Origin of the sequence: Roseateles cavernae, assembly GCF_040187885.1 — a bacterium.
Taxonomy (GTDB): Bacteria; Pseudomonadota; Gammaproteobacteria; order Burkholderiales; family Burkholderiaceae_C; genus Roseateles_E; species Roseateles_E cavernae.
Window position 1 is genome coordinate 65,047 of record NZ_JBDPLH010000010.1, and the last position, 25,828, is coordinate 90,874.

Consider the following 25,828-nt stretch of genomic DNA (forward strand, 5'->3'; position numbering starts at 1 on the left):
CAGATTGTCGCCGCAGTACCTTAGCGGCTCAGTGCGCCGAAGGCATAGCCCAGCGAGACATTGACCACGGGCGAGGACTGGGTCTGCCCGCGCAGCGTGCGCCACTGGCCGACGCCGGTACGCAGGCGCAGCCGCTCGCTCTCGCCGAAGCGCCATTCGGCCCAGGCCTCGGCCTGGGCCACCGCACCGCCGGTCACGGCGACGCCGCCGCCGCCGGCTGCGCCGACCAACAGTTCGGCGCCCACGCGCGGCCCGCCGGCCAGCGGCCGGCCCTGCAGGCCCAGACCGAACAGGCCGAAGGAATAGGCACCGGCGCGCCCGAAGGCCGCACTGCCGGCCTGGGCCGTGCCATAGAGATGGGTACCGAGATCGCGGCTCATCACCATCGCCAGATGACCGACGCTGGTCTCGTGCCCATCCTTGAACCTGACCTTGGGCAGGTGCATCAGGCTGGCATAGACGGTTTGCGTGCGCACCACGCCGCCCGCGTCATTGGCTTGGCCGAACAGGCCGGTGGCCTGGTCCAGCGGCAGGCCCAGCGAGGCGCGCACATAGGTGGACTTGAAGCTGCCGGTCAGCGAGCCCATCACGCCAGCATCCAGATGCAGGGCCGGTCCCCAGGGGGATTTCCAGCGCAGCGTCGGTCCGCCCTTGACCAGCCAGCCATTGCCGGTGTCCACATCGCCACCGCCGCCCAGGCCGGTCGCCACATGCCAGCCGGCACGCAGATTCGGCCCGGCCAGGCCGTAATCCTGACCCATCGTCGCCAGCACCTCCATATAGCCATCGGCGCCGCCCGAGGCAGCGCCGGCCGCCTCCATGCCCCACCAGGCGCCCTCGGTCACGTACTGGCGCAGCACCGCGCCGGCCTTGCCCATGCGCTGGGCCGGCGCACCGCTGCGGGTGCGCGCGCCGGAGCGCGGCTTGTAGGAGCCCACGCTCAAGGACACCTCGTCGACGCCCAGGCCGCTGCGGCGCGTGTTCTGCACACGCCGGCCGGCATCACCCGGCGCATAGCTGAAGAAACCATCGGAATAGCCCAGCACCAGGCCCAGCGAGCTGCCGCGCACATTGCCCCGGCCGTTCGGAAACGCGGTATGGGCCAGCGACACGCCGCTGTACCAGCTGCCGAACTCGGTGCGCAGCGACAACTCGGGCCGCAGCATCAGGCCGCCGCCGAAGCGCACCTTGTCCGAACTCAGACCACCGCCAGCGCCGGCGTAGAGGCCGGCCGCCGCATGGGTCCTGGAGCCCAGCCGCCAGCGGCGCTGGGCCGTGAAGCCTACCGTGAAGATGCCGCCGAAATTGCCCTTGGCCGAGCCGTAAAAGCTCGGGCCCACGCCCCAGTCCTCGTTCATCGCGACCAGATAGCTGGCGCCCAGCAGCGCGATGCGCTCGCCGGTGGGCATCTTCAGCGGCGTCCAGTTGGCCTCGAAGGCGGCCGGCTGGGCCTGCAGAAAACCCGGCCGCGGCAGCGGCGACTGGGCTTGCACGGCGCCGCTGAACACCAGCAGCGGAAACAAGGGCAGGAGGTAACGAGGTTTCATTGCTTTTTCTTGGCGCGCGGATGCGCGGCGTCGTAGACCTTGGCCAAGTGCTGGTAGTCCAGCTTGGTATAGACCTGGGTGGTGGTGATATGGGCGTGGCCCAGCAGCTCCTGCACCGCGCGCAGATCGCCGCTGGACTGCAGCAGATGCGAAGCAAATGAATGGCGCAGCATATGCGGGTGCACATGCGCCGGCATGCCCGCGGCCAGCGCGCGCGCCTTCAGCAGCGCGCGCACCTGGGCCTCGTTGATACGGCCGCCGCGCGCGCCCACCAGGAGCGCCGGTTCGCCGGCCCGCGCGCGCTGCGGGCGCAGCGCCAGCCAGGCCTGCAAGGCGCTGATCGCCGCGCGGCCCAGCGGCACGCTGCGGCGCTTGCTGCCCTTGCCCAGCACCTGGGCCTCGGCGCTGACCAGATCGACCCAGCCGCGCGCGGTGCCGCTGGCCTGGGCATCCAGGCCCACCAGCTCGGCCACGCGCAGGCCGCAGCCGTAGAGCAGCTCGACGATGCAGCGGTCACGTGCCTCCAGCGCCGGGTCGGCCCGGCTGTCGGCATGGTCGGCCAACTGCACCGCATCGTCGGCCGACAAGGCCTTGGGCAGGGGTTTGGCCGCCTTGGGAGCACGCAGGCCCTCGATGGGATTCAGCGCCACCAGCCGCTCGCCGCCCAGCCAGCGATACAGCCCGCGCCAGGCCGACAGCAGCAAAGCCAGGCTGCGCGGCCCCAGGCCCTCGCGATGCAGCTGCGCCACCCAGCGTCGCGCCTGCGCGGTCTGCAAGCGCAGCAGCTCGACGCCGTCGCGCAGGGCCAGCGCCTGCAGGCGCTGCAGCGCGTCCGCGTAAAGACTCAGCGTGCGCGGCGCCAGCCGGCGCTGCACGCGGGCATGCGCCAGATAGCGCTGCAGCACATCCTCAGTCTGCGGCGCCGACATCGGGAGCGGCCGGCGCCGGCAGCAGCCGCGCCAGGCCGGCACTGGCGATCTCGCCGATGCGGGCCAGGAACTCGGTGCCCATCTCGGCCGTGTAGCGGGTCGGGTCAGGCGAGCCCAGCACCAGCATGCCGAAGGCCTGGCCCCCCTGCGACAGCGGGACCAGGGCCAGCGAGGTCACGCCATGGCTCTGATCCAGCCAGCGCGCCGCCTCGAAGCCCGAGTTGACGCCGCAATAGGGCTGATTCAGGCTGGCCGCGAAGCTCTTCACATCCTGGCTGACCGCCTGGGCAAACTCGGCCTCGGCATGGGCGGCATCGACGCCCCACAGCCGCAGCCCGGCCTGCGGGATCATGAACTGGTGGCGCAGCTCCTGCAGCAGCACGGCCGGCAGCGCCGCCGCATCCCGCGTCTGCATCAGCGACAGGGTCCAGCGGTGCAGGCGGTCGGCGATAGACACATTCTCCTGGCCGTTGCGGATCATCTCGATGATCTTGTGCTCCAGACCCTTGATCTTCTCGCGCAGCATCTCGGCCTGGCGCTCCTGCAGCGACACCGCACGCTGGCCGAGCGGATGGCTCAGCTGCACGCTGGCCAGCAGCTCGGCATGGCGCTCGAAAAAGCCTGGCGTGTTGGCCAGGAAGTCGGCGATGTCCTGTTCGGTAATGCCTTGGGTGGTGCTCACAGCGTGATCTCTCCATCAAAAACGGTTTGGGCCGGTCCCGTCATCAGCACCGGCGCGGCCAGGCCCTGGCTCAGGCCGGCCCATTCAATCGTCAGCAGGCCGCCCAGCGCCTGCACGTCCACCTTTTCGTCCAGCCAGCCCAGCCGGATGCCGGCAACCACGGCCGCACAGGCGCCGGTGCCGCAGGCCAGGGTCTCGCCGGCGCCGCGCTCGAACACGCGCAGCTTGATGCGGCCACGGTCCAGCACCTGCATGAAGCCGGCATTGACCCGGCGCGGGAAGCGCGCGTGCCGCTCGAGCTGCGGGCCCAGGCTCAGCACCGGCGCGGTCTCGACATCGGCGACGCGCTGCACCGCATGGGGGTTGCCCATCGACAGAACCGCCACCTCGCAAGCCAGCCCTTCGAGAGGCCAGAGCTCGAAGCCGCCTTCGCCGCGCGGGGTCAGGCCTTGCGCATCGAAGGGCACGCGCTTGAGCGCGAACACCGGCGCGCCCATGTCCACCGTGACCCGGCCGTCCTCGCGCAGGCGCAGCTCCAGCACCGCGTTGACGGTCTCGACCTTGATGCTGCGCTTGTCGCTCAGCCCTTTGTCTGACACATAGCGAACGAAGCAGCGCGCGCCATTGCCGCAATGCTCGACCTCGTCGCCGTCGTTGTTGAAGATGCGGTAGCGGAAGTCGATGCCCGGCGTGCCGGAGCGCTCGATCACCAGGATCTGGTCGCAGCCGACGCCGAAGCGGCGGTCACCCAGCGCGCGCAGCTGCGCCTCGCTCAGCGCCAGCGGCGCCTGGGTGGCGTCGATGACGACAAAGTCGTTGCCGGCCCCCTGCATCTTGGTGAAGCGAAGTTTCATGGCGCGATTATCACCGTCAGTACAGGGCGGGCTCGCCCTCGGGCCGGGTCTTGAAGCGCTTGTGCACCCACAGATACTGGGCCGGCCGCTCGCGGATGCGGGCCTCCAGCCACTGGTTGAGCCTGAACGCGTCGGCCTCGGGGTCGTCGCTGGGGTAGCCGGCCAGCGGCTCGCCGGCCTCGACCTCATAGCCCTGGCCGCCCGGCAGCATGGTCACGACAATGGGCTGGACCCGCATCTGCATGCTGCGCGCCAGCCGCGAGGGCGCCAGCAAGGTCGAGGCCGGCACGCCGAAAAAGGGCACAAAGGCCGACTCGCGCTCGCCGAAGTCCATGTCCGGCGCGTTCAGATAGGCATAGCCCTGGCGGATCAGGCGCAGCACCGGGCGTATGCCCTCGCTGCGCTGCACGAAGGCGGTGGTGCCGAAGCGCGAGCGCCCGGCCAGCATGCGGGCATCGAAGACCGGATTGCTCTGCGCCTGGTACATATCGACGCCGGGGCTCTTCTGGTTCAGCATCAGCGCCGGGCCCGACCATTCGAGGCCGACGAAATGCGGCAGCAGCCACATCACCGGCCCCTGCCCCGACTCAGCACCCTGCTCGGCCAGCTTGATATTGCCCTTGACGCGCACCAGTTTCTGCAGCCGCTCGGCCGGGGCAAACCACAGCAGGCCGCGCTCCAGAAAGCTGCGCCCCAGCCAGCCGAAGTGCTCGCGCGCCAGACGCTCGCGCTGCGCCTGCGTCTGCTCGGGAAAGCACAGCTCGAGATTGCGCAGCGCCACCTTGCGGCGCGAGCCGGCCGCATGCCAGAGCAGCCAGCCCAGGCCCCGGCCCAGCGCCGCCAGCAGGCCCAGCGGCAGGAAATGCAAGAGCCACAAGAGCCCGATGAAGAGATGGGCGGACAGGCGGCCCAGCATCAAGCGCCCCGCCCCAGGTCCAGGCCGCGCGGATTCTTGTAGCGGTGATAGCCCCACAGGTATTGCTGGGGCGCGAGCAGTATCAGGTCTTCCATGGCCTTGTTGATGATGGCGGCAGCGGATTCTGGCGTGGAATCGGCCGGCAGGCTCGGCCCGGGGCTGATGCGCACCACATAGCCGCGCCCCCGGCTCAGGCGCTCACCCCAGATCAGCAGGATGGGCGCGCCGCTTTGCAGGCTCAGCTTGGCCGCCAGTGTCATCGTGTAGGCCGGGCGGCCAAAGAAGGGGGCCCAGACCCCCAGCCCCTCGGGCGGCACCTGGTCGGGCAGCAGGCCCACCGTCTGCCCCTGGCGCAGCGCCCGCAGCATTTGGCGCACGCCGGCCAGGCTGGCCGGTGCGGTGGCCAGTCCCGGGCGCTCGCGCGTGCCGTCCAGCAGCTCGCGCATCCAGGCCTTGCGCGCCGGGCGGAACAGCACGGTGATCGGCGCACGCGCGCCGTAGGCCTCGGCATAGGCCTGGGCCGTCACTTCGAAGCAGCCCATATGCGGGGTCAGCAGGATCAGCCCGCGCCCCTGGGCCAGCGCGGCCTCGACATGCTCGCGGCCCTCCAGCCGCACCCGCGCGCCCAGGGCCTGGTCGTGCGGCCGCAGCCACAGCCAGGGCAGCTCGCCGATCATGCGGCCGGCGTGGGCAACGGCCGGCCGCGCCTGGGCCCAGCGCAGACCGGCGGTCTGCACATTGGCCTTGAAGCGGGCGCGGTAGCTGGGCGACAGCGCCCAGCTGAGCCAGCCCACCGCCGCCCCCAGGCCATGCAGCAGCCACAAGGGGCAGCGGGAGAGCAAAGACAGCAACAAGGACATTTGTGTTTCTATAATCGGCTCATCGCCGAGTTAATTTGGACAACTTGCGGGGCGATGCGGGTGTTTATCAAGCCATTGAAAACCCCGCCGGGCTGTCAAGCTCAACAAATGCCGCTAAAGCGTTCGCCGCGTCTCCCGACAGCACGGCAACGCCGACCGACTGACGACTAGGAGCATACAAGTGGCGAACAGCGATTTTCTCTTTACTTCGGAATCCGTCTCCGAAGGACATCCCGACAAGGTCGCCGACCAGATCTCGGACGCAATTCTCGATGCCATCTTCGAGCAGGATCCGCGTTCGCGCGTGGCCGCCGAGACCCTGTGCAACACCGGCCTGGTGGTGCTGGCCGGCGAGATCACGACCAATGCCCATGTCGACTACATCCAGGTGGCGCGCGACACGATCAAGCGCATCGGCTACGACAACACCGAGTACGGCATCGACTACAAGGGCTGTGCGGTGCTGGTGGCCTATGACAAGCAGAGCAATGACATCGCCCAGGGCGTCGACCATGCGTCGGACGACCATCTGAACATCGGCGCCGGCGACCAGGGCCTGATGTTCGGCTATGCCTGCGACGAGACGCCCGAGCTGATGCCCGCGCCGATCTATTACGCCCACCGCCTGGTCGAGCGCCAGGCCCAGCTGCGCAAGGACGGCCGCCTGCCCTATCTGCGCCCCGACGCGAAGAGCCAGGTGACGATGCGCTATGTGGACGGCAAGCCGCACAGCATCGACACCGTCGTGCTGTCGACCCAGCACGCCCCCGAGTGGAGCCTGGGCGACAAGATGAAGCCCGAGTTCTACGAGGCGGTGCGCGAGGAGATCATCAAGCCGGTGCTGCCCAAGGACTGGATCACGGCCGACACCAAGTACCTGATCAACCCGACCGGCCGTTTCGTCATCGGCGGCCCGCAAGGTGATTGCGGCCTGACCGGCCGCAAGATCATCGTCGACACCTATGGCGGCGCCTGCCCGCATGGCGGCGGCGCGTTCTCCGGCAAGGACCCCAGCAAGGTCGACCGCTCGGCCGCCTACGCGGCCCGCTATGTGGCCAAGAACATCGTCGCCGCCGGCCTGGCACGCCAGTGCCAGATCCAGGTCGCCTACGCGATCGGCGTGGCCCGCCCGATGAATGTCACGGTCTATACCGAGGGCACCGGCGTGATCTCGGACGACAAGATCGCCGCGCTGGTGCAGGAGCATTTCGACCTGCGGCCCAAGGGCATCATCCAGATGCTGGACCTGCTGCGCCCGATCTACTCGAAGACCGCCGCCTACGGCCACTTCGGCCGCGAAGAGCCCGAGTTCACCTGGGAGCGCACCGACAAGGCGGCGACGCTGCGCGCGGCCGCCGGCCTGTAAGGAAGCGCCCCTCACCCGAAGCCACCGCCAGGTGGCTTTTTTGTGCCCGCCGCTGTCCCGCCGCGCAACAACTGCGTACAAGCCCGGCCCCGGCTCTCGTTAAGCTATGTCAGCCCCATAGCCAGATGCCGCCCATCCGCGCATGACTTCGCCCGCCCCACAACCCGATGCCACCCGCCCCGCGGCGCTGCCGAACGCCGACCAGGTGCTGCCCAGCGGCCACAGGCTCGACGGCTATGAGCTGCATGGCCTGATCGCCGCCAGCGGCTCGTCGCTGAGCTATTTGGCGACAGATCTGGAGCTGGGGCTGACCGTCGTCCTGATGGAGTATTTCCCCGCCGCGTTGGCACGACGCGATGGCGCGGGCCTCGTCGCCTGCGTGGAGGACCGTCACGCGGCGGCCTATCAGCGCGGCCTGGCCGCCTTTGTCGATGAAGCGCGCATGCTGGCGCGCTGCCAGCATGCGGCCCTGGTCCAGGTGATACGCCTGTGGCAGGCGCGCGGCACGGTCTATCGCGCCATGCCCTATCGCGGCGGCCAGACCCTGCTCGATCTGCGCCGCGATATGCCGGGCCCGCCCGACGAGGCCTCGCTGCTGGCCCTGCTCGACGATCTGCTCGGCGCGCTCGATGCCTTCCACCGCACGGGCCGGACCCACGGCGGCATCCATCCCGGCAGCGTCCTGCTGCTCGGCGATGACAGGCCGCTATTGCTGGGCCCCGACTGGGCCGCCACCACGCTGGCGCTGGACCTGGGCAGCCCCCAGACCGATGCGCTGGCCGGCTTTGCGCCGCCCGAGCAGCAGGGCACGCCGCCCGGCGCACCGCAGAATCCGGCCTTCGATCTGTTCGCGCTCAGCGAAGTTGTGAGGTTTTGCATCAGCGGCGAGATGCCGCAGTCGGCGCGCCGCAGCGGCGAACCCCGGGAAGCAACGGCGGCGTTGATCGAGCGCTGCGTCACCAGCGATGCGCGCCCGCGCTACAGCCTGCCGCTGCTGCACACGCTGGACGCCGCCACCTCGGGCCGGCCCCAGGAGAGGCCCGCTGGCGTCGCGCCGTACCGGGCCTGGCTGCTCGGCGGCCCGCCGGCCGAGCGCCGCGCCGCCGAGGGGACCGAGGCGCCGGCTCCAAGCAGCGACCACCCGGACGATGCCAACGCCTTTCTGTCGCCGGAATTCCTGGCGCAGCTCAGGCGCGCCAACACCGTGCCGCCCCGGCCCGAATCCGTGCCGCCGGTCCGGCCCGAGGTCCGCGACACAGCGCCCCAGGCGCGGCGGACGCCGGCCCGGCGCGTCGCGGCCCTGGCTGCGCTCGGGGTGCTGGCGGTGCTGGCTGCTGGTCTCTGGCAAGCCGGCCGGATTGACGCACCGATGGCCGGCGTGCCACCCTTCATCGACGCGGCGGCCAGCGACGCGGCCCGCAGGACCGATGCAGATACCGATACCGACGCCTCAGCGGCCCGACGCGCCCGCATCGAGGCCGACCTGCGCCGGGCCGAGGAGCTGCTGGCCCGCTCGGCGCCTGCCGATGCCGGTGTCGACAAGCCATCCGACCCGCTGCCCGTCGAACCCACCGCCGCCGGGCCGTCGTCAGCGCCACCGGCGAGCGCCGCCAGCCAGCCAGGCAGCTCGCCGACCCGCAGGTCCGCCGAAACGCCGCGCAGCAGCTGCGGCAAACGCAGCGACTTTGCGCTCTACCGCTGCATCCAGACGCAATGCGCGAAACCACGCTGGAAGGCCCACGCCCAATGCCTGGCACTGAAAACCGGCGAAGCACCCCGCTGAAGCGCTTCAGCACCCAGCTACGCACAAACCCTTGAGGCAGCTGTAACAGAGGGCAACATAATTACCAGGCGTCAATTCGACGCCCCTGGTCCGGCGCCCCATGCTGCCCTCCTCCCTGCCTCCGCTGCAAATCCTGGTGGTCGACGACCAAGCCTCGACGCGCAAGGTCCTGACGGCCCAGCTCAGCGCGGCGGGCCATCGGGTGGTGGAGGCCGATTCCGGCGACAGCGCGCTGGCGCTGTTCCTGAGCAGCCGGCCCGATCTGGTGCTGCTCGATGTCGAGATGCCCGGCCATGACGGCTACTGGGTGGCCAGCCAGCTGCGCGCCAGCGAGGCCGGTGGCTGGACGCCGATCATCTTCCTGTCCAGCCGCGACCAGGACCAGGATCTCTGGCAGGGCATCGAGTCCGGCGGCGACGACTATCTGGTCAAGCCGGTGTCCACCACGGTGCTGCAGGCCAAGCTGCGCGCGATGCAGCGCCTGCGCCGCATGCAGACGCGGCTGATCGAGCTCTCGGACGAGTTGCGTCTGGCCAATGAGCAGCTGACCAAGCTCAGCAACGAGGACGCGCTGACCCGGCTGCCGAATCGCCGCGCTTTCGATATGCGGCTGCAGCACGAGATCCTCTGCGCCCGGCGCGACCAGCAGCCGCTGACCCTGGTGCTCTGCGATATCGATCATTTCAAGGGCTATAACGACCGGCTCGGCCATGTCGAGGGCGATGCCTGTCTGCAGCGCATGGCCGCGCTGCTGCAGGAGACCTGCCGGCGCCCGCGCGACTGCGCGGCCCGCTATGGCGGCGAGGAGTTCGGGCTGATACTGCCCGGCACGCCACGCTCAGGCGCGATGACATTTGCGCGCGCGGTGCTGCGCACCTTGGCGCTGACCGCGATGCCGCATCCGGGCTCGGCCGTCGCGCCCTATGTGACCCTGTCGGGCGGCATCACCACCTGCACGCCCGACGAGAGCACGACCCTGGAGGGCCTGCTGCGCCGCGCCGACGATGCGCTCTACGCCGCCAAATCGCGCGGGCGCAACCGCTTCTTCAGCTTCGAGATGCAGATGGACACGCTGGAGCAGCGTGGCAACACGGCCTGGGGCGGGCTGGTGCCTTGAACCGTCAAGCCTGGCGGGCCAGCAGCAGGCGCTGAGCCAGCTCCGCGAAGCCCCGGCCGCGCTCACCGTCGGTGACATAGGCCGGCAAGCGCTGCAGCTGCGGCACGAAGCGCGCGATATTGGCCACCCCGACCGACAGCGGCACGCGCTCGAACATCAGCTGGTCATTGGTCGAGTCACCGACATAGACCCAGTCGCCCGCGTCGAAGTCCAGGCCCAGCGCGGTCGGCACCGCCCATTGCGCGGCGGTCCATTTGCTGTGCTCACCGATCCAGCCATTGATGTGGATGGAGCTGACGGTGGCGGTCAACCCATGCTCGCGCATCACCGCACAGGCCTGCGCGATCTGGGCCGGCGCCAGATGGGTGAACTCGCTGTGGTCGATCGCGATATCGGTCAGCCGCCCCGGGCTGTCGGTCGCCAGGCGGGCGCCCGGCACGCGCGCCAGCACCTCGGCCGCACAGGCCTGCAGCCGGGCGAAGTTGACCGTGCGCGTCGCCTCGTCCTGGCTGAAGTCGCGGCGCAGCGCGCCGCTCTCATTGCGCAGCATCACCGAGCCGTTCTCGGCCACGATGGCGGCCACCGGCCAAGCCAGCGCGAAGGGCTCGCTCCAGCCGGCCGGGCGGCCGGTGATCGCGATGACCGGCAGGCCGGCGGCGCGCAGCTCGTGCAGCGCCCGCAAGGCCTCGGGAGCGATCGCGCCGTCGGCGGTCAGGGTGTCGTCGATGTCGGTGAGCACGCCGCGCACGGCACGCAAGGCCGCCGGGGGGCAAAGATTCAAAGGCTGCATGGGCCAGGATTGTCGTCAATCCCGGCGCTATTCCACGCCAGAGCCGTGCGGCTTGCGGCTAGAATTCAAGCCTTCCGAGGAGCGTTGCAACCTCAGCTCCCATTGAGGCCAGGCTCGGATCGTCTTGAAGCGTTGATCTTCAGACCCCTGCAACCGCGCTCACCCGCAATGTCTCGCGTGGGTGACCGTTTTTTGACTCTGACGTCCCACCGGCATTGCGGCTTCAAACATGAAGGAGCTTTTGCAATGACGACGCTGTCCGCTGACCAATACCATATCGCCGACCTGAGCCTGGCCGCCTGGGGCCGCAAGGAACTGAGCATCGCCGAGAGCGAGATGCCCGCGCTGATGGCCATCCGCAAGGAATACGCCGCCAGCCAGCCGCTCAAGGGCGCGCGCATCACCGGCTCGCTGCACATGACCATCCAGACCGGCGTGCTGGTCGAGACCCTGCAGGCGCTGGGCGCCGAGGTGCGCTGGGCCTCCTGCAATATCTTCTCGACCCAGGACCACGCCGCCGCCGCGCTGGTGGCCGCCGGCACGCCGGTGTTTGCCTACAAGGGCGAGACGCTGGAAGACTACTGGGACTACACCCACCGCATCTTCGAATTCGCCGGCAAGGGCCAGCCGGGCGAAGGCCCGAACATGATCCTCGACGACGGCGGCGACGCGACGCTGCTGATGCATCTGGGCCAGAAGGCCGAGAAGGATCTGAGCGTGCTGGCCAAGCCGGGCAGCGAGGAGGAGCGCATCCTGTTCGCCGCGATCAAGGCCAAGATCGCCGTTGACGCCACCTGGTACACCCGCAAGAGCGCCGAGATCATCGGCGTGACCGAGGAGACCACCACCGGCGTGCACCGCCTGAAGGAGATGAGCGCCAAGGGCAGCCTGCTGTTCCGCGCGATCAATGTCAACGACTCGGTCACCAAGAGCAAGTTCGACAACCTCTACGGCTGCCGCGAGTCGCTGGTGGACGGCATCAAGCGCGCCACCGACGTGATGATCGCCGGCAAGATCGCCGTGATCGCCGGCTATGGCGATGTGGGCAAGGGCTCGGCCCAGGCCATGCGTGCGCTGTCGGCCCAGGTCTGGGTCACCGAAATCGACCCGATCTGCGCGCTGCAGGCCGCGATGGAAGGCTACCGCGTCGTGACGATGGAATACGCCGCCGACAAGGCCGACATCTTCGTGACGACGACCGGCAACAAGGGCGTGATCCGCCACGAGCACATGGCCGCGATGAAGCACAACGCCATCGTCTGCAATATCGGCCACTTCGACAACGAGATCGACATCGCCTCGATCGAGAAGTATGAGTGGGAAGAGATCAAGCCCCAGGTCGATCATGTGATCTTCCCGGACGGCAAACGCATCATCCTCTTGGCCAAGGGCCGCCTGGTGAACCTGGGCTGCGGCACGGGCCACCCGAGCTATGTGATGAGCTCCTCGTTCGCGAATCAGACCATCGCCCAGATCGAGCTATTCGCCCACAAGGACGCCTACGACATCGGCAAGGTCTATGTGCTGCCCAAGCACCTGGACGAGAAGGTCGCGCGCCTGCAGCTGGTCACGCTGAATGCCCAGCTCAGCGAGCTGACGGACGAGCAGGCCGCCTATATCGGCGTGCCCAAGCAAGGTCCGTTCAAGCCCGACACCTACCGCTACTGAGAGCCGATGCGCGCGGATCAGTTGCTCGTCGCCCAAGGCCTGGCGCCGACGCGCTCGGCCGCCCAGCGGCTGATCGAGAACGGCGCGGCCGAGTGGGCCTCCGGCAAGGGCTGGGTCGCCGTCCGCAAGGCCGGCGAGGACATCCCCGAGACGGCGCAGTTCCGCATCACCGATGACGCGGAGCTGCGCTACGTCTCGCGCGGCGGGCTCAAGCTCGAAGGCGCGCTGAAGGCCAGCGGGCTGGCCCTCGGCGGGCTGACCGTGCTGGACATCGGCCAGAGCACCGGCGGCTTCACCGACTGTCTGCTGAAAAGCGGCGCCGCTCAGGTGATCGGCATCGATGTCGGCCATGGCCAGCTGCATGCCGGCCTGGCGGGCGACCCGCGGGTGCAGGCCATCGAGGGCATGCATGTGCGGCAGTACCAGCCGGCGCAGCGCTTTGCGCTGATCGTCGGCGACCTGAGCTTCATCTCGATGCTGGGCGAGCTGCCGCGCCTGGCGCCCTGGCTGGCGCCGGGGGGCCAGGTCTTGCTGCTGATCAAGCCGCAGTTCGAGCTGGGGCCCAAGGCCCTGGGCCGCGGCGGCCTGGTGCGCGATGCGGCCCAGTACCCGCTGCTGGAGATCCGGGCACGCGAGGCCGCAGCGGCGCTGGGCTGGCAGGTGCGCGGCTATTTCGAGAGCGCCATCACCGGGGGTGATGGCAATAAAGAGTTCTTCTTGTGGGCACAACAACCATGACGACCGCTGTCAGTTTCGAATTCTTCCCGCCCAACACGCCGGTGGGCGCCGAGAAGCTGAAGACCGTGGTGCAGGACTTGAGCGTCCTGCAGCCGCAGTACTTCAGCGTCACCTATGGTGCCGGCGGCTCCACCCGCGACAAGACCCTGGCCACCGTGATGGACATCGCGGCCATGGGTCATGAGGCCGCGCCGCATCTGAGCTGTGTCGGCTCGACGCGCGAGAACATCGCCGAGATCCTGGCCACCTACCGGGCCCAGAACATCCGCCGCGTGGTCGCGCTGCGCGGCGACCTGCCCAGCGGCACGGCCACGGCCGGCGAGTTCCGTTATGCGGCCGAGCTGGTGCGCTTCATCCGCGAGACCCAGGGCCCGGACTGGAAGATCGAGGTCGCGGCCTATCCCGAGTACCACCCGCAGCAGCGCTACGCGGCGCGCGATCTGCAGCACTTCGCCGACAAGATGCGCGCCGGCGCCAGCGCCGCGATCACGCAGTTCTTCTTCAACCCCGACGCCTATTTCAACTTCGTGGACGAGGTGCGGGCCCTGGGTGTGGACGCACCCATCATCCCGGGCATCATGCCCTTCCACAACTACGCCCGTATCGCCCAGTTCGCCCAGCGCGACGGCATCGAGATCCCGCGCTGGGTGGCGCTGAAGATGGAAGGCTATATGGACGACGCGGCCTCGATCCGCGCCTTCGGCCTGGACGTGATGACGCGGGTCTGCGAGCGCCTGATTGCCGGCGGCGTGCCGGCCATCCACTTCTATACGCTGAACCAGTCGGCACTGACCCTGGAGTTGTGCAAACGCCTCAGACTCGGCTGACAAGCTTGAGCCAGCGCAAACTCCACCGGCCCTCCTCGCGAGGGCTTTTTTTCGCTTGCGTCAGATCAAGTGGTAAGCCGTGCCGCGCGCCTCCAATAGCTTCATCGGGACCACGCAGGTCCCATCAACAAGGAGTTATTGCCATGTCGTCCAAGAAGTTCGTCCTCGCCACCCTCGCCGCTCTCAGCCTGGCCGGCACCGCCCAGGCCCAGGCCGTGCAAGAGCCCTGGCTGGTGCGCGTGCGTGCCGTGCATCTCGACGCGGCCAACAAGGACAGCACCGGTCTGGGCCTGGCGATCAATAACAAGACCATTCCTGAAGTCGACATCAGCTATTTCTTCACGCCGAACATCGCAGCCGAGCTGGTCCTGACCTATCCGCAAAAGCACGACCTGAAGGCCGGCGGCGCCAAGATCGGCTCGCTCAAGCATCTGCCGCCGACCCTGAGCCTGCAGTACCACTTCGCACCCACCGCGAGCTTCCGCCCCTATATCGGCGCCGGCCTGAACTACACCCGCTTCTCCAGCGTCAACTTCGCGCCGTCCGTGGTCAACGCGCTGGCCCCCAGCATCAAGAAGAACAGCTACGGCCTGTCGCTGCAGGTCGGCGCCGATATCGAGCTGGCCAAGAACCTCTACCTGAACGTCGACGTCAAGAAGGTGCAGATCGACACCACCGTCTACTCGCACGGCCAGTCGGCCGGCAAGTTCAAGGTCGACCCGCTGCTGGTCGGCGTGGGTCTGGGCTGGCGCTTCTAAGCCCCCCACCCCGAAGAAAAGCCGTGCGGCTCGGCCGCACGGCTGAGCCACGGACAATCGGCGCCCTGAGACTTCATTTCTGGGGCCTGCCGATGTCCGTTCACCGCATCCTCTTCTTCTGCATGGGCAATATCTGCCGCAGCCCCACCGCCGAGGGCGTGATGCGCGCCAAGCTGGCGGCAGCAAGGCTGGACATCGAGGTGGACTCCGCCGGCACCCATGGCTATCACATCGGCGCGCCGCCCGACCCGCGCAGCCAGCAGCATGCCGAGCGACGCGGCTATGAGCTGGGCGCGCTGCGTGCCCGCCAACTCGTCGCGGCAGACTTCGAGCACTTCGACCTCGTGCTGGCGATGGACGGCGACAACCTCAGCCTCGCCGAGCGTCTGTGCCCGCCGGCGCAGCGGTACCGGCTGAAGCTGCTGATGGATTACGCTCCGCACGCCGGCAGCCCTCATGTGCCCGACCCCTACTACGGTGGCGATGCAGGGTTCGAGGAGGTGCTGGATCTGGTGGAAGCAGCCTGCGACGGGCTGATCGCGGCGCTGCGCCATCGGTGAGTGCACCGTCGCTGCAGAGCTGCGGGGCGGTTTTGCAGCGGAAAGCGCCTAACGCGTGCGGGTTCTTCTGCCGACCTTCAGCTAGGCCCCCCGCTTCAGCCCATGTCAGTTTCGGACGGCCGCCACCCGTGGCGGGGCCCTTGACGACGATTCGCCGGGCCTCCAGGCAAAATCCGCATGATCGGGGCGAGCCTGGCCTCAGGCCTGCCGGGAAGCCCACCTTGAAGAATGGAGCAGCATCAATGGCACTGACGAAGAAGGGCGAGTTCTGGTACGGGACGACGTCCGGCGACACCCAAGCCGAGCTGCGCAGCTACAGCATTGCGAATCGCCATGAGGCCGTCCGGTTTGCCGCGTCCAAATGCGATTGCGGGTGCCGGACCTTCGCGCTGCAGACCGATGAGGAAGCCGGCGTGGCCATCCGCACCTGCACCGACTGCGGGCAGGAACACCTGATGGGCGACAGCGCGGACTACGTTGAAGAAGCCGCGCCCGAGGCGCACGAGTGCGTGTGCGAGAACGAGGTGTTCGAGCTGATGTCAGGCGTCTCCGTCTACGAGGGCACGCATGACGTGCGCTGGTACTACATCGCTTGCCGCTGCGTGGAATGCAATCTGGTCGGGGTCTTCGCAGACTGGAAGTGTGAAGCGGGTGATGCGGCGGCCTTCCTCGCCAAGGTATGAGCGGCCGAACCCCGTGAGGGCCCCGTCATTCGACAGCCGCAGGCTCGGTGTGCCGCTCAGGCTCCGTGGTGTGGAGGATTTCGTTCAGCACGGACGTGGCGTAAGTCCCGGCGGGCAAAGAGAACGTGAGCAGCAGTTGATCGGCTTGCGGCCATTCCCATGACAGGTCCACCGGCCTGGCCACCAGGGCGCGGCGCTCCTGGTCCAGACCGGCGTGCTCCATGCCGTTGCACAAGCCGGCGTGACGTTCGGCCACGCCCATTTCCAGGGCCTGCGCCTGATCGGTGGTGATCACGCGGCCCCGTCCCCAGAGCGGTCCGGTGGGCAGTCCCGCCTCGTCCATCACATCACCAGGCAAGGTCTGGCCCCAGAGCCCCTGCTGGATGCGCAGCGCCAGCACCTCATTGAAAACGAAGGAGCGCAGCGCCGAGAGGTAGAGACCCTTCTTCTTCGGGTTGCGCACACGGATCTCGCGCGCCAGCATGGCTCGGCCCTGCTCGATGTTGCCGCCGTCATGGCCGAAACGCTGAGCGCCGAAGTAGTTGGGCACGCCACGCGCCGCAGCGGCCTGAAGATTGGCCTCGATGGCCTGAATGGCATTGGGGTCGCCGCTCACCTCACGCAGCACGATGCGGAACCGGTTGCCCTGCAGATCACCGGGGCGCAGCTTCTTCACGTGCCGGCTCTGACTCAGCACCTTGAATTCCGGGTGCTGAAGCAGGGTCAGGTCGGGCGTCTCGCCTTTCCCCTTCCCATTCGGCAGATAGATGCTGAACCACTGACGGGTGATGGCGTAGCGATCCTTGAGGCCGGCATAGCCCACATCCCATTCCTGCACACCGGCGGCCTCGGCCAGCGCTTTAGCGACGAAGGCGGTGTTGGCACCGTTCTTTTCGATGTCCAGCCAGAGGTGTTCGCCCGCACCGGAGGGCAGCTGCAGCGGCAGTTCGGTCACGATGAAATCCTCGTTGAGGAATTTCAGCGTGGCGCTGGCGCCGCTGGCCGGGTAAGCCTTGGGCCAGGACGGCAAGGTCGTGTATTGAATAGGGGCGTCGGTCATGAGCAGTCTGACGGCAGCAGCCGTAGAGAGGGAGAGACTGTCTCGCCCATCGGGGGCGGTCCAGACCGTGATTCTCCGCTAGCTGCATGCCTTGGCGGGCGCCAACTCACGGCGACGAGCTTGTGTTGGTGCAGGTTGACGTAGTAGACGGGGAGTGGAAGGCGGCTGTTAATCGCGGCATCGCATCGGTGAGCGAGCCGGTTACGCTGACGTCAGGACTTGTGATCACGTTGGGCGTGACCGCAGGCGTTGCTTTGTCCGCGCCGGACGATGAGGTGAGCCCTCATGAGCTTATTCAGCTAGCCGACCACATCATGCTGGCTGGCAAACGCAGCGGCATGGGGCGAGCATTCATGCGGGAGCCTGGGACTCCTGCGGCCGCACCGGTGGCCTCCTGAGCTGCGAGCGCGTGCGCCGCGATGACAGCCTTTGCAATCATGGAAAGTTCAAGTCCAAGCCAAGCCTTGTGCCAACGCTGAAGGTGACGAGCAACAGGACGACGACTAGCACCACGAACAATGCGGCGAGCTTCAGGCTCGTGCGAAGTACCGCGCGCTGCGTCTCCGTCCCCTTCTTCTGTCCTTGGTCGTAGTGCCATTTGACGGCGTAGAACATGCCAATGCCCAGCACGCCGACCTTGAACGCAATGAAGACCGCAGGGACCCATTCCATGATTTCGATATGCCAGTAGCGCGCTTTCTCACGAGCTGCCACTGTGCGCTCTATGGCACAAGAAATACAGGACCAGATTCTTGGAAAAGAGATCGGATCAGTTTAGGTCTGTCGGACACCTGCCCGGTGTCAGCGCAGCGTCGCGAACGACACCACCGTGAGGGCGGGTGTCGGACAAACCTAAACTCTTACAGTCGCCCCCCCGGCCGGGCCGCGCCCCACCCGCCATCACCCCAGCGCCGCAAACGCATCCCGCGTCAGGTTCTCCGGCGCGCCGTCGCTGCGGCAGACCACATCGTCCTCGATGCGAACGCCGCCGAAGCGGGCCAGGTGCTCGACCAGGCCCCAGTTGACCGCGCTGCCGGCCGGCGTGGCGCGCAGCTTGTTCAGCAGGGTGGGGATGAAGTAGAGCCCCGGCTCTATCGTCACCACCATGCCGGGCTCGAGCCGGCGCGTCAGGCGCAGATAGGGATGGCCCTCGGGCTTGGGCGCGAGCGCGCCGCTGTCGTCGGCCATGAAGCCGCCGATGTCGTGCACCTGCAGGCCCAGCAGATGGCCGATGCCGTGCGGGAAGAAGGTGCTGGTGACGCGCTGCTCGACCAGGGCCTCGGCACTCATGCGGACGATGCCCTGCTCGGCCAGGATGGCGGCGATGCGGCGGTGCGTGCTCAGATGGATGTCGCGGTAGTCGACGCCGGCACGCACCTCGTCGACCAGGGCCAGCTCGGCCGCCTCCATCGCCGCCAGCAAGGCATCGAAGCGCTCGTCGCGGCCGCTCCAGGTGCGCGTGATGTCCGAGGCATAGCCATTGACCTGGGCGCCGGCATCGATCAGCAGCGAGCGTGACTGGGCCGGCGGGGTCGGGTCTTGATACTGGTAATGCAGCACCGCGCCGTGCTCGTTGAGCGCGACGATATTGCTGTAGGGCAGGTCGCGATCGGTATGGCCGCTGGCCGCCAGATAGGCGCGGTGGATGTCCAGCTCCGAGGCGCCGGCCTCGAAGGCGGCCTTGGCGGCCCGATGGGCCGGCACCGCACGGCGCGAGGCGGCGCGCATCTGTTCCAGCTCGTAACCGCTCTTCACCGCACGCTGCCAGTGCAGGATGTTCAGCAGCGCCGCCGGATTGTTGGGCACCAGACCGTCGAGCGCCGCATCGGCCTCGCCGACGATGGCCAGCCGGCCCGGCACGCGCAGATGCGCCAGCGCGTCTTCAGGCCGGCCGATCACGCACAGCTCGACATGGGGTAACCATTCGCCGCTGGGGTCGGCCGGCGGCACATGCCAGAAATCATCGGGCTGGTAATACACCAGGCGCGGCTTGTGGCCCGGGCGCACCAGCAGCCAGCTGTGCGGATGCGCGGTCAGCGGCAGCCAGTGCTTGAAATGCGGATTGGGCTGGAACAGATAGGGCCGGTCGTCGAGGAAGGCGTACTTCTCGATGCCGGCGGCGATCAGCAGCGCGTCAAAGCCGCTGCGGGCCAGCGCGCTCTCGGCCTGGGCTTGCAGGCGGGACAGGTGTCGGGCGTAGGAGTTCATCTGCGGATTGTCTGTCGATCAGCCGTTCACATCCCAGACCACGCCCTCCTCGGTCAGCATCGCGTCGACCGGCATATCGGTCGGCTCGGCCTTCAGCAGCGGCAGGAAGCCATGGGCATAGCCGACACCGGCAGTGGCGGGGCGCGGCGTCAGGCCGGCCAGGGTGCGGTCCATGAAGCCGCCGCCATAGCCCAGGCGCAGGCCACAGGGGCCGTAGCCCAGACAGGGCACGATCATCAGCTGGGGCTCGAAGACCTCGGTGTCCTTGGGCTTGGGAATGCCGTAGGCATCCTCCTCCATCGGGCAGCCGGGATACCAGACATGAAAGCGCAGGGTGCCGTGTGCCTTGTCGACGACCGGCAGGCCAATCCGGCGCTGGGGGTCGGCCTCGCTCCAGCGGTACAGCGCCGGCAGCGGATCGAACTCGCCCTTGATCGGCCAGTAGGCGCCGATGGTGCTCTCGCGGCGGCGCACCAGCCAGACGCGCAGCACGCTTTGCAGCTGCTCGGCCAGCGCCAGGCGGTCCGGCAGGTCCAGCCGGTCCTGAATCAGCTTGTGGCGCAGGGCGGCTCGATCATTGACATCCACGCGGGGCTCCATCCAAGTGCTGCGGTGCCGCGATTGTGCGGGAGCCCCGGCCCGCCGCGTGAGCGGGTTTATCGATAGCGCAAGAGGCTCAGGCGGTCGCCAGGCCGGCCGGTTTCAGCCAGGCCGCGCTGCTGGCGGCAGCGGCCGGCCGGGCACGACGTGCCAGGCTCGGGCAGGCGCTGGGCGGCACCAGCAGCTGAAACTGCGCGCTCGGCCAGGCTTCCAGCACGATCTGGCTGCCCGAGGCCAGCGACACGCTCTGGCCCGGCTCCAGCCAGATGTCCTGCAGGCTGCCGGCCTGGGTCAGCCAGACCCGGCCTTCGACCACGCTCAGCTCGCGCGCACCGGGGCCGATCTCCAGGCTCAGGGCCTCGCCGGACGGCAGCAACCAGACCGATTGCGTGAACTGGGCTTGTGCGACTGTGGATTGCAATTTGCTCATGATTGATTCCCCTGACTCTGCGGCAGCAACAGCTGCTTGGCATGGGTGAATACTAGGGACTACCCGGATCATCGTCCAATGAGATGAGCGCGCGGGATTGATACCATTTGCTCATGAGTAAGCCACTCCGCCAACGTCCGCTGTCGATCGGTCCGCTGCGCGCCTTCGAGGCGGTGGCACGCCTGCTGAGCTTTCGCGCCGCCGCCGAGGAGCTCTACCTGACCCAGTCGGCCATCAGCCGCCAGATCCGTACGCTGGAGGAGGAGATCGGCTGCACCCTGTTCCTGCGCGGCACCCGCCATGTCGAGCTGACCGCCGACGGCGCCACCCTGCAGGGCACGGCGGTCGCGGTGCTGGAGAAGCTGGACGGCACGGTGCGCCAGATCCGCCAGACGCGCGGCCGCCAGGTCGTCAACGTGACCACCTTTGCCTCCTTTGCCTCGCTCTGGCTGATCCCGCGGCTGGAGGCCTTCCAGCGCGAGCATCCGGACATCGACATCCGCGTCTCGGCCCACGACACCGTGGTCGAGCTCGACGACAGCGAGGTCGACATCGCGCTGCGCTATGCCTCGCCGGGCCAGCTCGCCGACCGCAGCGAGGCGCAGCGCCTGTTCGGCGAGACCCTGACCCCGGTGATCAGCCCCTGGCTGGCACGCCAGGCCGCGCAGGGCGAGGTGCCGCCGCTGGCCAGCGCGGCCGATCTGGCCCGCTACACCCTGGCCGAGGAGGACGACCAGCGCCCCAGCGCCGAATACCTGAGCTGGCGGCGCTGGCTGCGCGAGCACGGCCAGGGCGGCCTGCAGCCGCGGCGCTGGATGTATCTGAACTTCACCTACCAGCAGGTGCAGGCGGCACTGGCCGGCCAGGCGGTGGCACTGGCCCGGCTGGCCCTGGTCAGTGAGCAGCTGCACCGCGGCGATCTGATCGAGCCCTTCGGCCCCGAGGGCCGGCTCGACAGCCCCTACGCCTACTGGCTGCTGCTGTCCCGCCACGGCCGCCACCGGCCCGAGGTGCAGCAGTTCAGCGACTGGATACTGGCGCAGGCCGCGCAGTCGCGGCGCGATATCGGCGAGGCGGAATAGTTCAGGGGCTGATGATCTCGTGCTCGGTCAGCACCAGGGTCAGCGCCTGGTCATGCGGCTCGACGGCAAAGCTCGCCTCGCCGCAGCTCCAGGCCAGACCCACGCTGGTCACGCCCGGGTGGGCGGCCAGCCAGCGGTCGAAATAGCCACCACCGTAGCCCAGGCGGTAGCCCTCGCGGGTGAAACCCACGCAGGGCACCAGCACCACATCGGGCTGAACCGGCGCGCCGGCGCAGCTGGCGATGCCGCATTCGTCCTGCAAGGCCGGCGGGCTGCCGTCCCAGCGCCGGTAGTCCATCCGGCGCGAGGCCTGGTAGGCATAGGGCAGGGCCAGCGCCGGCGGCTCCGGCAAGGCCTGGGCCAGCAGATCGCTCACTGCGTTAAATTCGCCGGCTAGCGGCCAGTACAGGCCCAGGCATTGCGGCTCCAGCTGCTCCAGCAGCTCGCGCAGCCGCTGCGCCAAGGCGGCCGCGGCGGCCTGGCCGGCCGTGGAAGCGAGCCATTGCGCACGCGCGGCCAGCAAATGAGTGCGCAACGCGGCGCGTTCATGGGGTACTGTAGAAGTCTGGGACACCGAAGCACCGATGAAGGAAAGAATGTTGTTGGCAGTATATGAAGCTGGGCGGCGGACCCTGGCCGCGCTGATGGCGCTGGGCCTGGCGGCAGGGACAGGTCTTGCACAGCCGGCCGCGAAACCCGAGCTGATCACCGAGGCCCGCGAGGCCTTGCGTGCCAGGGATGGCCAGCGCCTGGCCGCGCTGAAGGCCAGCGCGCTGGAACGCCAGTACCCGCTGGCGCCCTGGATCGACTACTGGGAGCTGGGCCTGCGGCTCAAGGACTTGCAGCAGAGCGATCTGGAGGCCTTCTACGCCCGCTGGCCGGGCAGCTATGTCGAGGACCGCCTGCGCAACGACTGGCTGCTGGAGCTGGGCCGGCGCCGCGACTGGGCCAATTTCGCGCAGGACCATCCGCGCTTCAAGATGAATGACGACCGCCAGGTCAGCTGCTACGCGCTGCTGACCGAGCACCTGGCCGGCCGCGATGTGCGCGTGGCGGCCAGGGCGGCATGGCTGGCGCAGCGCGATGCCGACGACGGCTGCCAGCTGATGGCCGGCGCGCTGTATGAGGCCAAGCGCCTGGACGCCGAGGATGTCTGGCTCAAGCTGCGCCTGGCTGCCGAGGCCGGCCGGCCGCAGGCGATGCAGGCGGCCGCCCGGCTGCTGGGCAAGCCGGTCGAGGCCGAGGTCAAGACCTTGCTCGACAACGCCGGCCGCTACCTGACCCGCAAGGCCGCCGCGAACAACCGCCAGCAGGACGAGCTGACCACGCTGGCCCTGATACGCAGCGCCGCCAACGACGCCGAGGTCACGGCCGAGTTCATGAACAAGCGCTGGGAACGCCAGCTGCCGCATGAGCTGGCGGCCTGGGTCTGGGCCCAGATCGGCCGCTCGGCCGCTTTCAAGCTGCAGCCCGAGGCGGCCGACTACTACGACAAGGCGCTGAAGCTGCAGGGCAGGAAGGCGCCCGAGTGGAGCGACGAAACCCTGGCGCGGGCCGCCCGCGCGGCCTTGCGCGCCGATGACGGCGCGGGCCGCCCGGCCCTGCTGCTGCGCGCCATCGAGCTGATGAGCGCCGCCGAGCAGCAGGACCCGACCTGGCAGTTCTGGAAGGCGCGCGCGCTCAAGCAGAGCAGCGCCGCCGCCAAGCAGGCCGAGGCCCAGCGCCTGCTGCAAGGCCTGGCCTCGCCGCTGAGCTTCTACGGCAAGCTGGCGGCCGAGGAGCTGGGCCAGCGCACCGCGCTGCCGCCCGCCCCGCTGGCGCTGAGCGCGGCCGAGAAGACCCAGGCCCTGGACCACCCGGGCCTGAGCCGGGCGCTGGCGCTGATCGCGGCCGGGCTGCGCAGCGAAGGGGTGCGCGAGTGGAACTTCAGCCTGCGCGGCATGGGCGACCGCGAGCTGCTGGCCGCCGCGCAGATCGCCTGCGACCGCGAGGTCTGGGACCGCTGCATCAACACCAGCGAGCGCAGCCGCGGCGAGATCGATCTGGCCCAGCGCTTTCCGACGCCCTACCGCAGCGAGCTGCTGGCGCAGACCCGCGAGATCGGGCTGGACCCGGCCTACGTCTATGGCCTGATCCGCCAGGAGTCGCGCTTTGTCAGCGATGCGCGTTCCCATGTCGGCGCCTCGGGTCTGATGCAGGTGATGCCCGGCACCGCGCGCTGGACCGCCAAGAAGGTCGGCATCGACTACCGGCCCGAGCTGCTGACCGACCGCGATTTCAATCTGCGCATAGGCACCCGCTATCTGAAGCTGGTGCTCGATGATTTCGGCGGCTCGATGGCGATGGCCGCCGCCGCCTACAACGCCGGCCCCTCGCGCCCGCGCCGCTGGCGCCAGGGGCCGCCGCTGGATGCCGCGATCTGGGCCGAGAACATCCCGTTCCACGAGACCCGCGACTATGTCAAGCGCGTGCTCTCCAACGCGACGATCTACGCCGCCTTGCTGGGCACCGAGCCGCCCGATCTGCGCTCGCGCCTGGGCCGGCTGATCGGCCCGGCCGGCGCTGCGCCCATCAATCAGGACCTGCCATGAGCGCCGGCAACCCTCGCGTGCTGGTCCTCGGCGGCAGCGGCTTTGTCGGCCGCGCGGTCTGCGAGCAGCTGGTGCGCGAGTTCGGCGGCGCCGCCCGCATCACCGTGCCGACCCGGCGCCTGCGCGCGGCCCAGGCGGTGCAGTCGCTGCCGGGGCTGACGGTGCTGCAGGCCGATCTGTTCGACGAGGCGCAGCTGCGCGCGCTGCTGGCTCAGCAGGATGCGGTGATCAATCTGGTCGCCATCCTGCAAGGCAGCGAGGCGGCCTTCCAGCATGTGCATGTGGAGCTGCCGCAGCGCCTGGCCGCCGCCTGCCGGGCCAGCGGCGTGCGCCGGCTGATCCATGTCAGCGCGCTGGGCGTGTCGGACCAGGCACCCTCGCGCTATCTGCGCTCCAAGGCCCATGGCGAGGCCGCGCTGCAGACCGCCGCGCAGATGCAGGGTCTGGATCTGACCCTGCTGCGGCCCTCGGTGATCTTCGGCCGCGAGGATCGCTTCCTGAACCTGTTCGCGCGGCTGCAGACGCTGTTCCCGCTGCTGCCGCTGGCCGGCGCCAAGGCGCGCTTCCAGCCGGTCTGGGTCGAGGATGTGGCGGCCGCCATCGTGCGCTGCGTCGTCGACGCCGACACGGTGGGCCAGACCTATGAGCTGGCCGGCCCCCAGGTGGCCAGCCTGGCCGAGCTGGTACGGCTGGCCGGGCGCTGTGTCGGCCGGGCCCGGCCCATCCTGCCGCTGCCCGGGCCGCTGGCCTGGTTGCAGGCCGTCGCGCTGGAGCTGCTGCCCGGCGAGCCGCTGATGTCGCGCGACAACCTGGCCTCGATGCAGGTGCCCAATGTGGCCGGCGGCCAGCTGCCGGGCCTGGCCGCGCTGGGCATCCAGGCCCATGCGGCCTCTGCCATCGTGCCGGCCTATCTGGGCAGCGGGCTGGGCCTGGCGCGGCTGGACCGCTGGCGTGCCGGCGCCGGGCGCTGAGTTCCTGGCGCGCCGCTGCGTGCGGCGCATCAATCCCTTGCGCAAGCCTCACCCACGAGACGCATGGCGCCGCTTAGGATGACGGGGTTTTGACGAGGAAACCCCCCATGCATCTGATCATCGGCAACAAGAACTACTCCTCCTGGTCCATGCGCCCCTGGGTGCTGCTGAAGGCCTTCGGCATCCCCTTCGAGGAGCGCAAGCTGCGCTTTGACTTCGCGCCCGGCTCGGACTTCTACCGCGAGCTGGCCCGCTACACGCCGACCGGCAAGGTGCCGGTGCTGGTCGAGGACGAAGGCTTCGCGGTCTGGGACACCTTGGCGATCGCCGAGCACATCGCCGAGCGCCATCCCGAGCTGCCGATCTGGCCGCGCGATGCAAGACAGCGCAGCCGTGCCCGCAGCCTCTGCGCCGAGATGCACGCCGGCTTTGGCGCCTTGCGCCAGAACTGCCCGATGAATATCGAGGCGACCCTGCCCGAGGTCGGTACCCGCCTGCTGGCCGAGCAGCCCCAGGTGCGCGCCGATCTGGCCCGCATCGACGCGATCTGGCAGGAGCAGCTGGCAGCCAGCGGCGGCCCCTTTCTGTTCGGCGAGTTCGGCGCCATCGACGCCTATTTCGCGCCGGTGGTGATGCGCATCCACAGCTACGGCCTGCCGCTGTCGGCCGCCAGCGCCGCCTATGCCCAGCGTGTGCGCCAGGCGCCCGGCGTCGCCGACTGGATCGCCGACGCGCTGGCGGAGCAGGACTTCCTGGACTTCGAGGAGCCCTACCGCAAGGTCCGGACGTAAAAAAGGGCGCCACGGGC

General features: G+C 68.8%; 27 protein-coding genes and 1 riboswitch. Of the genes, 14 read left to right on the plus strand and 13 right to left on the minus strand.

The genetic code is table 11. The features are described from left to right. Positions 1-20 precede the first annotated feature (20 nt). Genes ABGI63_RS21295 through ABGI63_RS21320 form a run of 6 tightly spaced genes read right to left on the minus strand, consistent with a single transcriptional unit; the run spans position 21 to position 5,788 of the window. Positions 21-1,547 (minus strand): hypothetical protein, encoded by a 1,527-nt coding sequence (locus ABGI63_RS21295; RefSeq protein ID WP_349744488.1) that lies wholly within the window; start codon positions 1,545-1,547, stop codon positions 21-23. Further along, positions 1,544-2,476: a tyrosine recombinase XerC gene (locus ABGI63_RS21300; RefSeq protein WP_349744490.1), complete on the minus strand. Its 933-nt coding sequence runs from the start codon at positions 2,474-2,476 to the stop codon at positions 1,544-1,546. The genes ABGI63_RS21295 and ABGI63_RS21300 overlap by 4 nt, the downstream gene beginning before the upstream one ends. Further along, positions 2,457-3,158: a DUF484 family protein gene (locus tag ABGI63_RS21305; RefSeq protein WP_349744491.1), complete on the minus strand. Its 702-nt coding sequence runs from the start codon at positions 3,156-3,158 to the stop codon at positions 2,457-2,459. The genes ABGI63_RS21300 and ABGI63_RS21305 overlap by 20 nt, the downstream gene beginning before the upstream one ends. After that, positions 3,155-4,012 (minus strand): diaminopimelate epimerase, encoded by an 858-nt coding sequence (dapF, locus tag ABGI63_RS21310; RefSeq protein WP_349744493.1) that lies wholly within the window; start codon positions 4,010-4,012, stop codon positions 3,155-3,157. The genes ABGI63_RS21305 and dapF overlap by 4 nt, the downstream gene beginning before the upstream one ends. Before the next feature lie 16 nt (positions 4,013-4,028). After that, positions 4,029-4,928 (minus strand): LpxL/LpxP family acyltransferase, encoded by a 900-nt coding sequence (locus ABGI63_RS21315; RefSeq protein WP_349744495.1) that lies wholly within the window; start codon positions 4,926-4,928, stop codon positions 4,029-4,031. Continuing rightward, the gene (locus ABGI63_RS21320; RefSeq protein WP_349744497.1) at positions 4,928-5,788 is read right to left on the minus strand and encodes a lysophospholipid acyltransferase family protein; all 861 of its coding nucleotides are present in this window, start codon (positions 5,786-5,788) and stop codon (positions 4,928-4,930) included. The genes ABGI63_RS21315 and ABGI63_RS21320 overlap by 1 nt, the downstream gene beginning before the upstream one ends. A 181-nt stretch (positions 5,789-5,969) precedes the next feature. On the opposite strand from ABGI63_RS21320, the gene metK reads away from it, so the two are divergent. The 3 genes from metK to ABGI63_RS21335 all read left to right on the plus strand — a co-directional run bounded on the left by metK (position 5,970) and on the right by ABGI63_RS21335 (position 10,054). Further along, positions 5,970-7,154 (plus strand): methionine adenosyltransferase, encoded by a 1,185-nt coding sequence (metK, locus tag ABGI63_RS21325; RefSeq protein ID WP_349744499.1) that lies wholly within the window; start codon positions 5,970-5,972, stop codon positions 7,152-7,154. A gap of 142 nt (positions 7,155-7,296) precedes the next feature. Further along, a complete protein-coding gene (locus ABGI63_RS21330) occupies positions 7,297-8,937 on the plus strand; it encodes a serine/threonine-protein kinase (RefSeq protein ID WP_349744501.1) in 1,641 nt (546 codons plus the stop codon). Between the two features lie 100 nt (positions 8,938-9,037). After that, positions 9,038-10,054 carry a GGDEF domain-containing response regulator gene (locus tag ABGI63_RS21335; protein WP_349744502.1) on the plus strand — a complete coding sequence of 339 codons (1,017 nt, stop codon included), beginning with the start codon at positions 9,038-9,040 and terminating at the stop codon, positions 10,052-10,054. Positions 10,055-10,058: 4 nt separating this feature from the next. On the opposite strand, the gene ABGI63_RS21340 is transcribed toward ABGI63_RS21335, so the two are convergent. Further along, entirely contained in the window at positions 10,059-10,844 is a 786-nt protein-coding gene (locus ABGI63_RS21340; protein ID WP_349744503.1) for an HAD-IIB family hydrolase, read from the minus strand. A gap of 70 nt (positions 10,845-10,914) precedes the next feature. After that, positions 10,915-11,012: riboswitch (S-adenosyl-L-homocysteine riboswitch) on the plus strand. Positions 11,013-11,090: 78 nt separating this feature from the next. Between ABGI63_RS21340 and ahcY the strand changes: the two genes are divergently transcribed. From ahcY to ABGI63_RS21370, 6 genes are all read left to right on the plus strand, one after another. Then, complete coding sequence (gene ahcY, locus ABGI63_RS21345) at positions 11,091-12,512, plus strand: adenosylhomocysteinase (protein WP_349744505.1); 1,422 nt, start codon at positions 11,091-11,093, stop codon at positions 12,510-12,512. Between the two features lie 6 nt (positions 12,513-12,518). Continuing rightward, positions 12,519-13,250: a TlyA family RNA methyltransferase gene (locus ABGI63_RS21350; protein ID WP_349744506.1), complete on the plus strand. Its 732-nt coding sequence runs from the start codon at positions 12,519-12,521 to the stop codon at positions 13,248-13,250. Further along, positions 13,247-14,077, plus strand: a complete 831-nt coding sequence (metF, locus tag ABGI63_RS21355; RefSeq protein ID WP_137944640.1) for a methylenetetrahydrofolate reductase [NAD(P)H] — start codon at positions 13,247-13,249, stop codon at positions 14,075-14,077. The genes ABGI63_RS21350 and metF overlap by 4 nt, the downstream gene beginning before the upstream one ends. Before the next feature lie 143 nt (positions 14,078-14,220). Then, complete coding sequence (locus tag ABGI63_RS21360) at positions 14,221-14,835, plus strand: OmpW/AlkL family protein (RefSeq protein WP_349744507.1); 615 nt, start codon at positions 14,221-14,223, stop codon at positions 14,833-14,835. A gap of 92 nt (positions 14,836-14,927) precedes the next feature. Continuing rightward, positions 14,928-15,395 carry a low molecular weight protein-tyrosine-phosphatase gene (locus tag ABGI63_RS21365; RefSeq protein WP_349744508.1) on the plus strand — a complete coding sequence of 156 codons (468 nt, stop codon included), beginning with the start codon at positions 14,928-14,930 and terminating at the stop codon, positions 15,393-15,395. A gap of 242 nt (positions 15,396-15,637) precedes the next feature. Then, positions 15,638-16,078 carry a hypothetical protein gene (locus ABGI63_RS21370; protein WP_349744509.1) on the plus strand — a complete coding sequence of 147 codons (441 nt, stop codon included), beginning with the start codon at positions 15,638-15,640 and terminating at the stop codon, positions 16,076-16,078. A 25-nt stretch (positions 16,079-16,103) separates the two neighbouring features. Here the strand turns inward: ABGI63_RS21370 and truD are convergent, their stop codons facing one another. Beyond that, complete coding sequence (gene truD / locus ABGI63_RS21375) at positions 16,104-17,138, minus strand: tRNA pseudouridine(13) synthase TruD (protein WP_349744511.1); 1,035 nt, start codon at positions 17,136-17,138, stop codon at positions 16,104-16,106. A gap of 86 nt (positions 17,139-17,224) precedes the next feature. Here truD and ABGI63_RS25915 point away from each other — a divergent pair, with 86 nt between their 5' ends. After that, the gene (locus ABGI63_RS25915) at positions 17,225-17,536 is read left to right on the plus strand and encodes a diguanylate cyclase domain-containing protein (protein ID WP_432767449.1); all 312 of its coding nucleotides are present in this window, start codon (positions 17,225-17,227) and stop codon (positions 17,534-17,536) included. A gap of 37 nt (positions 17,537-17,573) precedes the next feature. On the opposite strand, the gene ABGI63_RS21380 is transcribed toward ABGI63_RS25915, so the two are convergent. The 4 genes from ABGI63_RS21380 to ABGI63_RS21395 form a co-directional block, all read right to left on the minus strand. Next, entirely contained in the window at positions 17,574-17,852 is a 279-nt protein-coding gene (locus tag ABGI63_RS21380) for a hypothetical protein (protein WP_432767450.1), read from the minus strand. Positions 17,853-18,038: 186 nt separating this feature from the next. Further along, a complete protein-coding gene (pepQ, locus tag ABGI63_RS21385; protein ID WP_349744513.1) occupies positions 18,039-19,346 on the minus strand; it encodes a Xaa-Pro dipeptidase in 1,308 nt (435 codons plus the stop codon). An 18-nt stretch (positions 19,347-19,364) separates the two neighbouring features. Continuing rightward, positions 19,365-19,934: a 5-formyltetrahydrofolate cyclo-ligase gene (locus ABGI63_RS21390; RefSeq protein WP_349744514.1), complete on the minus strand. Its 570-nt coding sequence runs from the start codon at positions 19,932-19,934 to the stop codon at positions 19,365-19,367. Between the two features lie 88 nt (positions 19,935-20,022). Next, positions 20,023-20,376, minus strand: coding sequence for a DUF2917 domain-containing protein (locus ABGI63_RS21395; RefSeq protein ID WP_349744515.1), 354 nt, complete (start codon positions 20,374-20,376; stop codon positions 20,023-20,025). Between the two features lie 113 nt (positions 20,377-20,489). Between ABGI63_RS21395 and ABGI63_RS21400 the strand changes: the two genes are divergently transcribed. Next, complete coding sequence (locus tag ABGI63_RS21400; protein ID WP_349744516.1) at positions 20,490-21,458, plus strand: LysR substrate-binding domain-containing protein; 969 nt, start codon at positions 20,490-20,492, stop codon at positions 21,456-21,458. A gap of 1 nt (position 21,459) precedes the next feature. Here ABGI63_RS21400 and ABGI63_RS21405 read toward each other — a convergent pair whose 3' ends face one another. After that, complete coding sequence (locus ABGI63_RS21405) at positions 21,460-21,993, minus strand: 5-formyltetrahydrofolate cyclo-ligase (protein WP_349744518.1); 534 nt, start codon at positions 21,991-21,993, stop codon at positions 21,460-21,462. Between the two features lie 61 nt (positions 21,994-22,054). Between ABGI63_RS21405 and ABGI63_RS21410 the strand changes: the two genes are divergently transcribed. The 3 genes from ABGI63_RS21410 (at position 22,055) to ABGI63_RS21420 (ending at position 25,811) form a co-directional block, all read left to right on the plus strand. Beyond that, positions 22,055-24,049, plus strand: a complete 1,995-nt coding sequence (locus ABGI63_RS21410; protein ID WP_349744519.1) for a lytic transglycosylase domain-containing protein — start codon at positions 22,055-22,057, stop codon at positions 24,047-24,049. After that, a complete protein-coding gene (locus ABGI63_RS21415; RefSeq protein ID WP_349744520.1) occupies positions 24,046-25,020 on the plus strand; it encodes a complex I NDUFA9 subunit family protein in 975 nt (324 codons plus the stop codon). Before ABGI63_RS21410 ends, ABGI63_RS21415 begins: the two co-directional genes overlap by 4 nt. Before the next feature lie 107 nt (positions 25,021-25,127). Next, positions 25,128-25,811, plus strand: a complete 684-nt coding sequence (locus tag ABGI63_RS21420; RefSeq protein WP_349744522.1) for a glutathione S-transferase family protein — start codon at positions 25,128-25,130, stop codon at positions 25,809-25,811. Positions 25,812-25,828: the final 17 nt, after the last annotated feature.

Coding starts and splice junctions, on each gene's coding strand:
- ABGI63_RS21295 (WP_349744488.1), bottom strand. CDS start 1,547: ATGAAACCTCGTTACCTCCTGCCCTTGTTTCCGCTGCTGGTGTTCAGC.
- ABGI63_RS21300 (WP_349744490.1), bottom strand. CDS start 2,476: ATGTCGGCGCCGCAGACTGAGGATGTGCTGCAGCGCTATCTGGCGCAT.
- dapF (WP_349744493.1), bottom strand. CDS start 4,012: ATGAAACTTCGCTTCACCAAGATGCAGGGGGCCGGCAACGACTTTGTC.
- ABGI63_RS21315 (WP_349744495.1), bottom strand. CDS start 4,928: ATGCTGGGCCGCCTGTCCGCCCATCTCTTCATCGGGCTCTTGTGGCTC.
- ABGI63_RS21320 (WP_349744497.1), bottom strand. CDS start 5,788: ATGTCCTTGTTGCTGTCTTTGCTCTCCCGCTGCCCCTTGTGGCTGCTG.
- ABGI63_RS21330 (WP_349744501.1), top strand. CDS start 7,297: ATGACTTCGCCCGCCCCACAACCCGATGCCACCCGCCCCGCGGCGCTG.
- ABGI63_RS21335 (WP_349744502.1), top strand. CDS start 9,038: ATGCTGCCCTCCTCCCTGCCTCCGCTGCAAATCCTGGTGGTCGACGAC.
- ABGI63_RS21340 (WP_349744503.1), bottom strand. CDS start 10,844: ATGCAGCCTTTGAATCTTTGCCCCCCGGCGGCCTTGCGTGCCGTGCGC.
- ahcY (WP_349744505.1), top strand. CDS start 11,091: ATGACGACGCTGTCCGCTGACCAATACCATATCGCCGACCTGAGCCTG.
- ABGI63_RS21350 (WP_349744506.1), top strand. CDS start 12,519: ATGCGCGCGGATCAGTTGCTCGTCGCCCAAGGCCTGGCGCCGACGCGC.
- metF (WP_137944640.1), top strand. CDS start 13,247: ATGACGACCGCTGTCAGTTTCGAATTCTTCCCGCCCAACACGCCGGTG.
- ABGI63_RS21360 (WP_349744507.1), top strand. CDS start 14,221: ATGTCGTCCAAGAAGTTCGTCCTCGCCACCCTCGCCGCTCTCAGCCTG.
- ABGI63_RS21365 (WP_349744508.1), top strand. CDS start 14,928: ATGTCCGTTCACCGCATCCTCTTCTTCTGCATGGGCAATATCTGCCGC.
- ABGI63_RS21370 (WP_349744509.1), top strand. CDS start 15,638: ATGGCACTGACGAAGAAGGGCGAGTTCTGGTACGGGACGACGTCCGGC.
- truD (WP_349744511.1), bottom strand. CDS start 17,138: ATGACCGACGCCCCTATTCAATACACGACCTTGCCGTCCTGGCCCAAG.
- ABGI63_RS25915 (WP_432767449.1), top strand. CDS start 17,225: ATGCCTTGGCGGGCGCCAACTCACGGCGACGAGCTTGTGTTGGTGCAG.
- pepQ (WP_349744513.1), bottom strand. CDS start 19,346: ATGAACTCCTACGCCCGACACCTGTCCCGCCTGCAAGCCCAGGCCGAG.
- ABGI63_RS21395 (WP_349744515.1), bottom strand. CDS start 20,376: ATGAGCAAATTGCAATCCACAGTCGCACAAGCCCAGTTCACGCAATCG.
- ABGI63_RS21400 (WP_349744516.1), top strand. CDS start 20,490: ATGAGTAAGCCACTCCGCCAACGTCCGCTGTCGATCGGTCCGCTGCGC.
- ABGI63_RS21410 (WP_349744519.1), top strand. CDS start 22,055: ATGTTGTTGGCAGTATATGAAGCTGGGCGGCGGACCCTGGCCGCGCTG.
- ABGI63_RS21415 (WP_349744520.1), top strand. CDS start 24,046: ATGAGCGCCGGCAACCCTCGCGTGCTGGTCCTCGGCGGCAGCGGCTTT.
- ABGI63_RS21420 (WP_349744522.1), top strand. CDS start 25,128: ATGCATCTGATCATCGGCAACAAGAACTACTCCTCCTGGTCCATGCGC.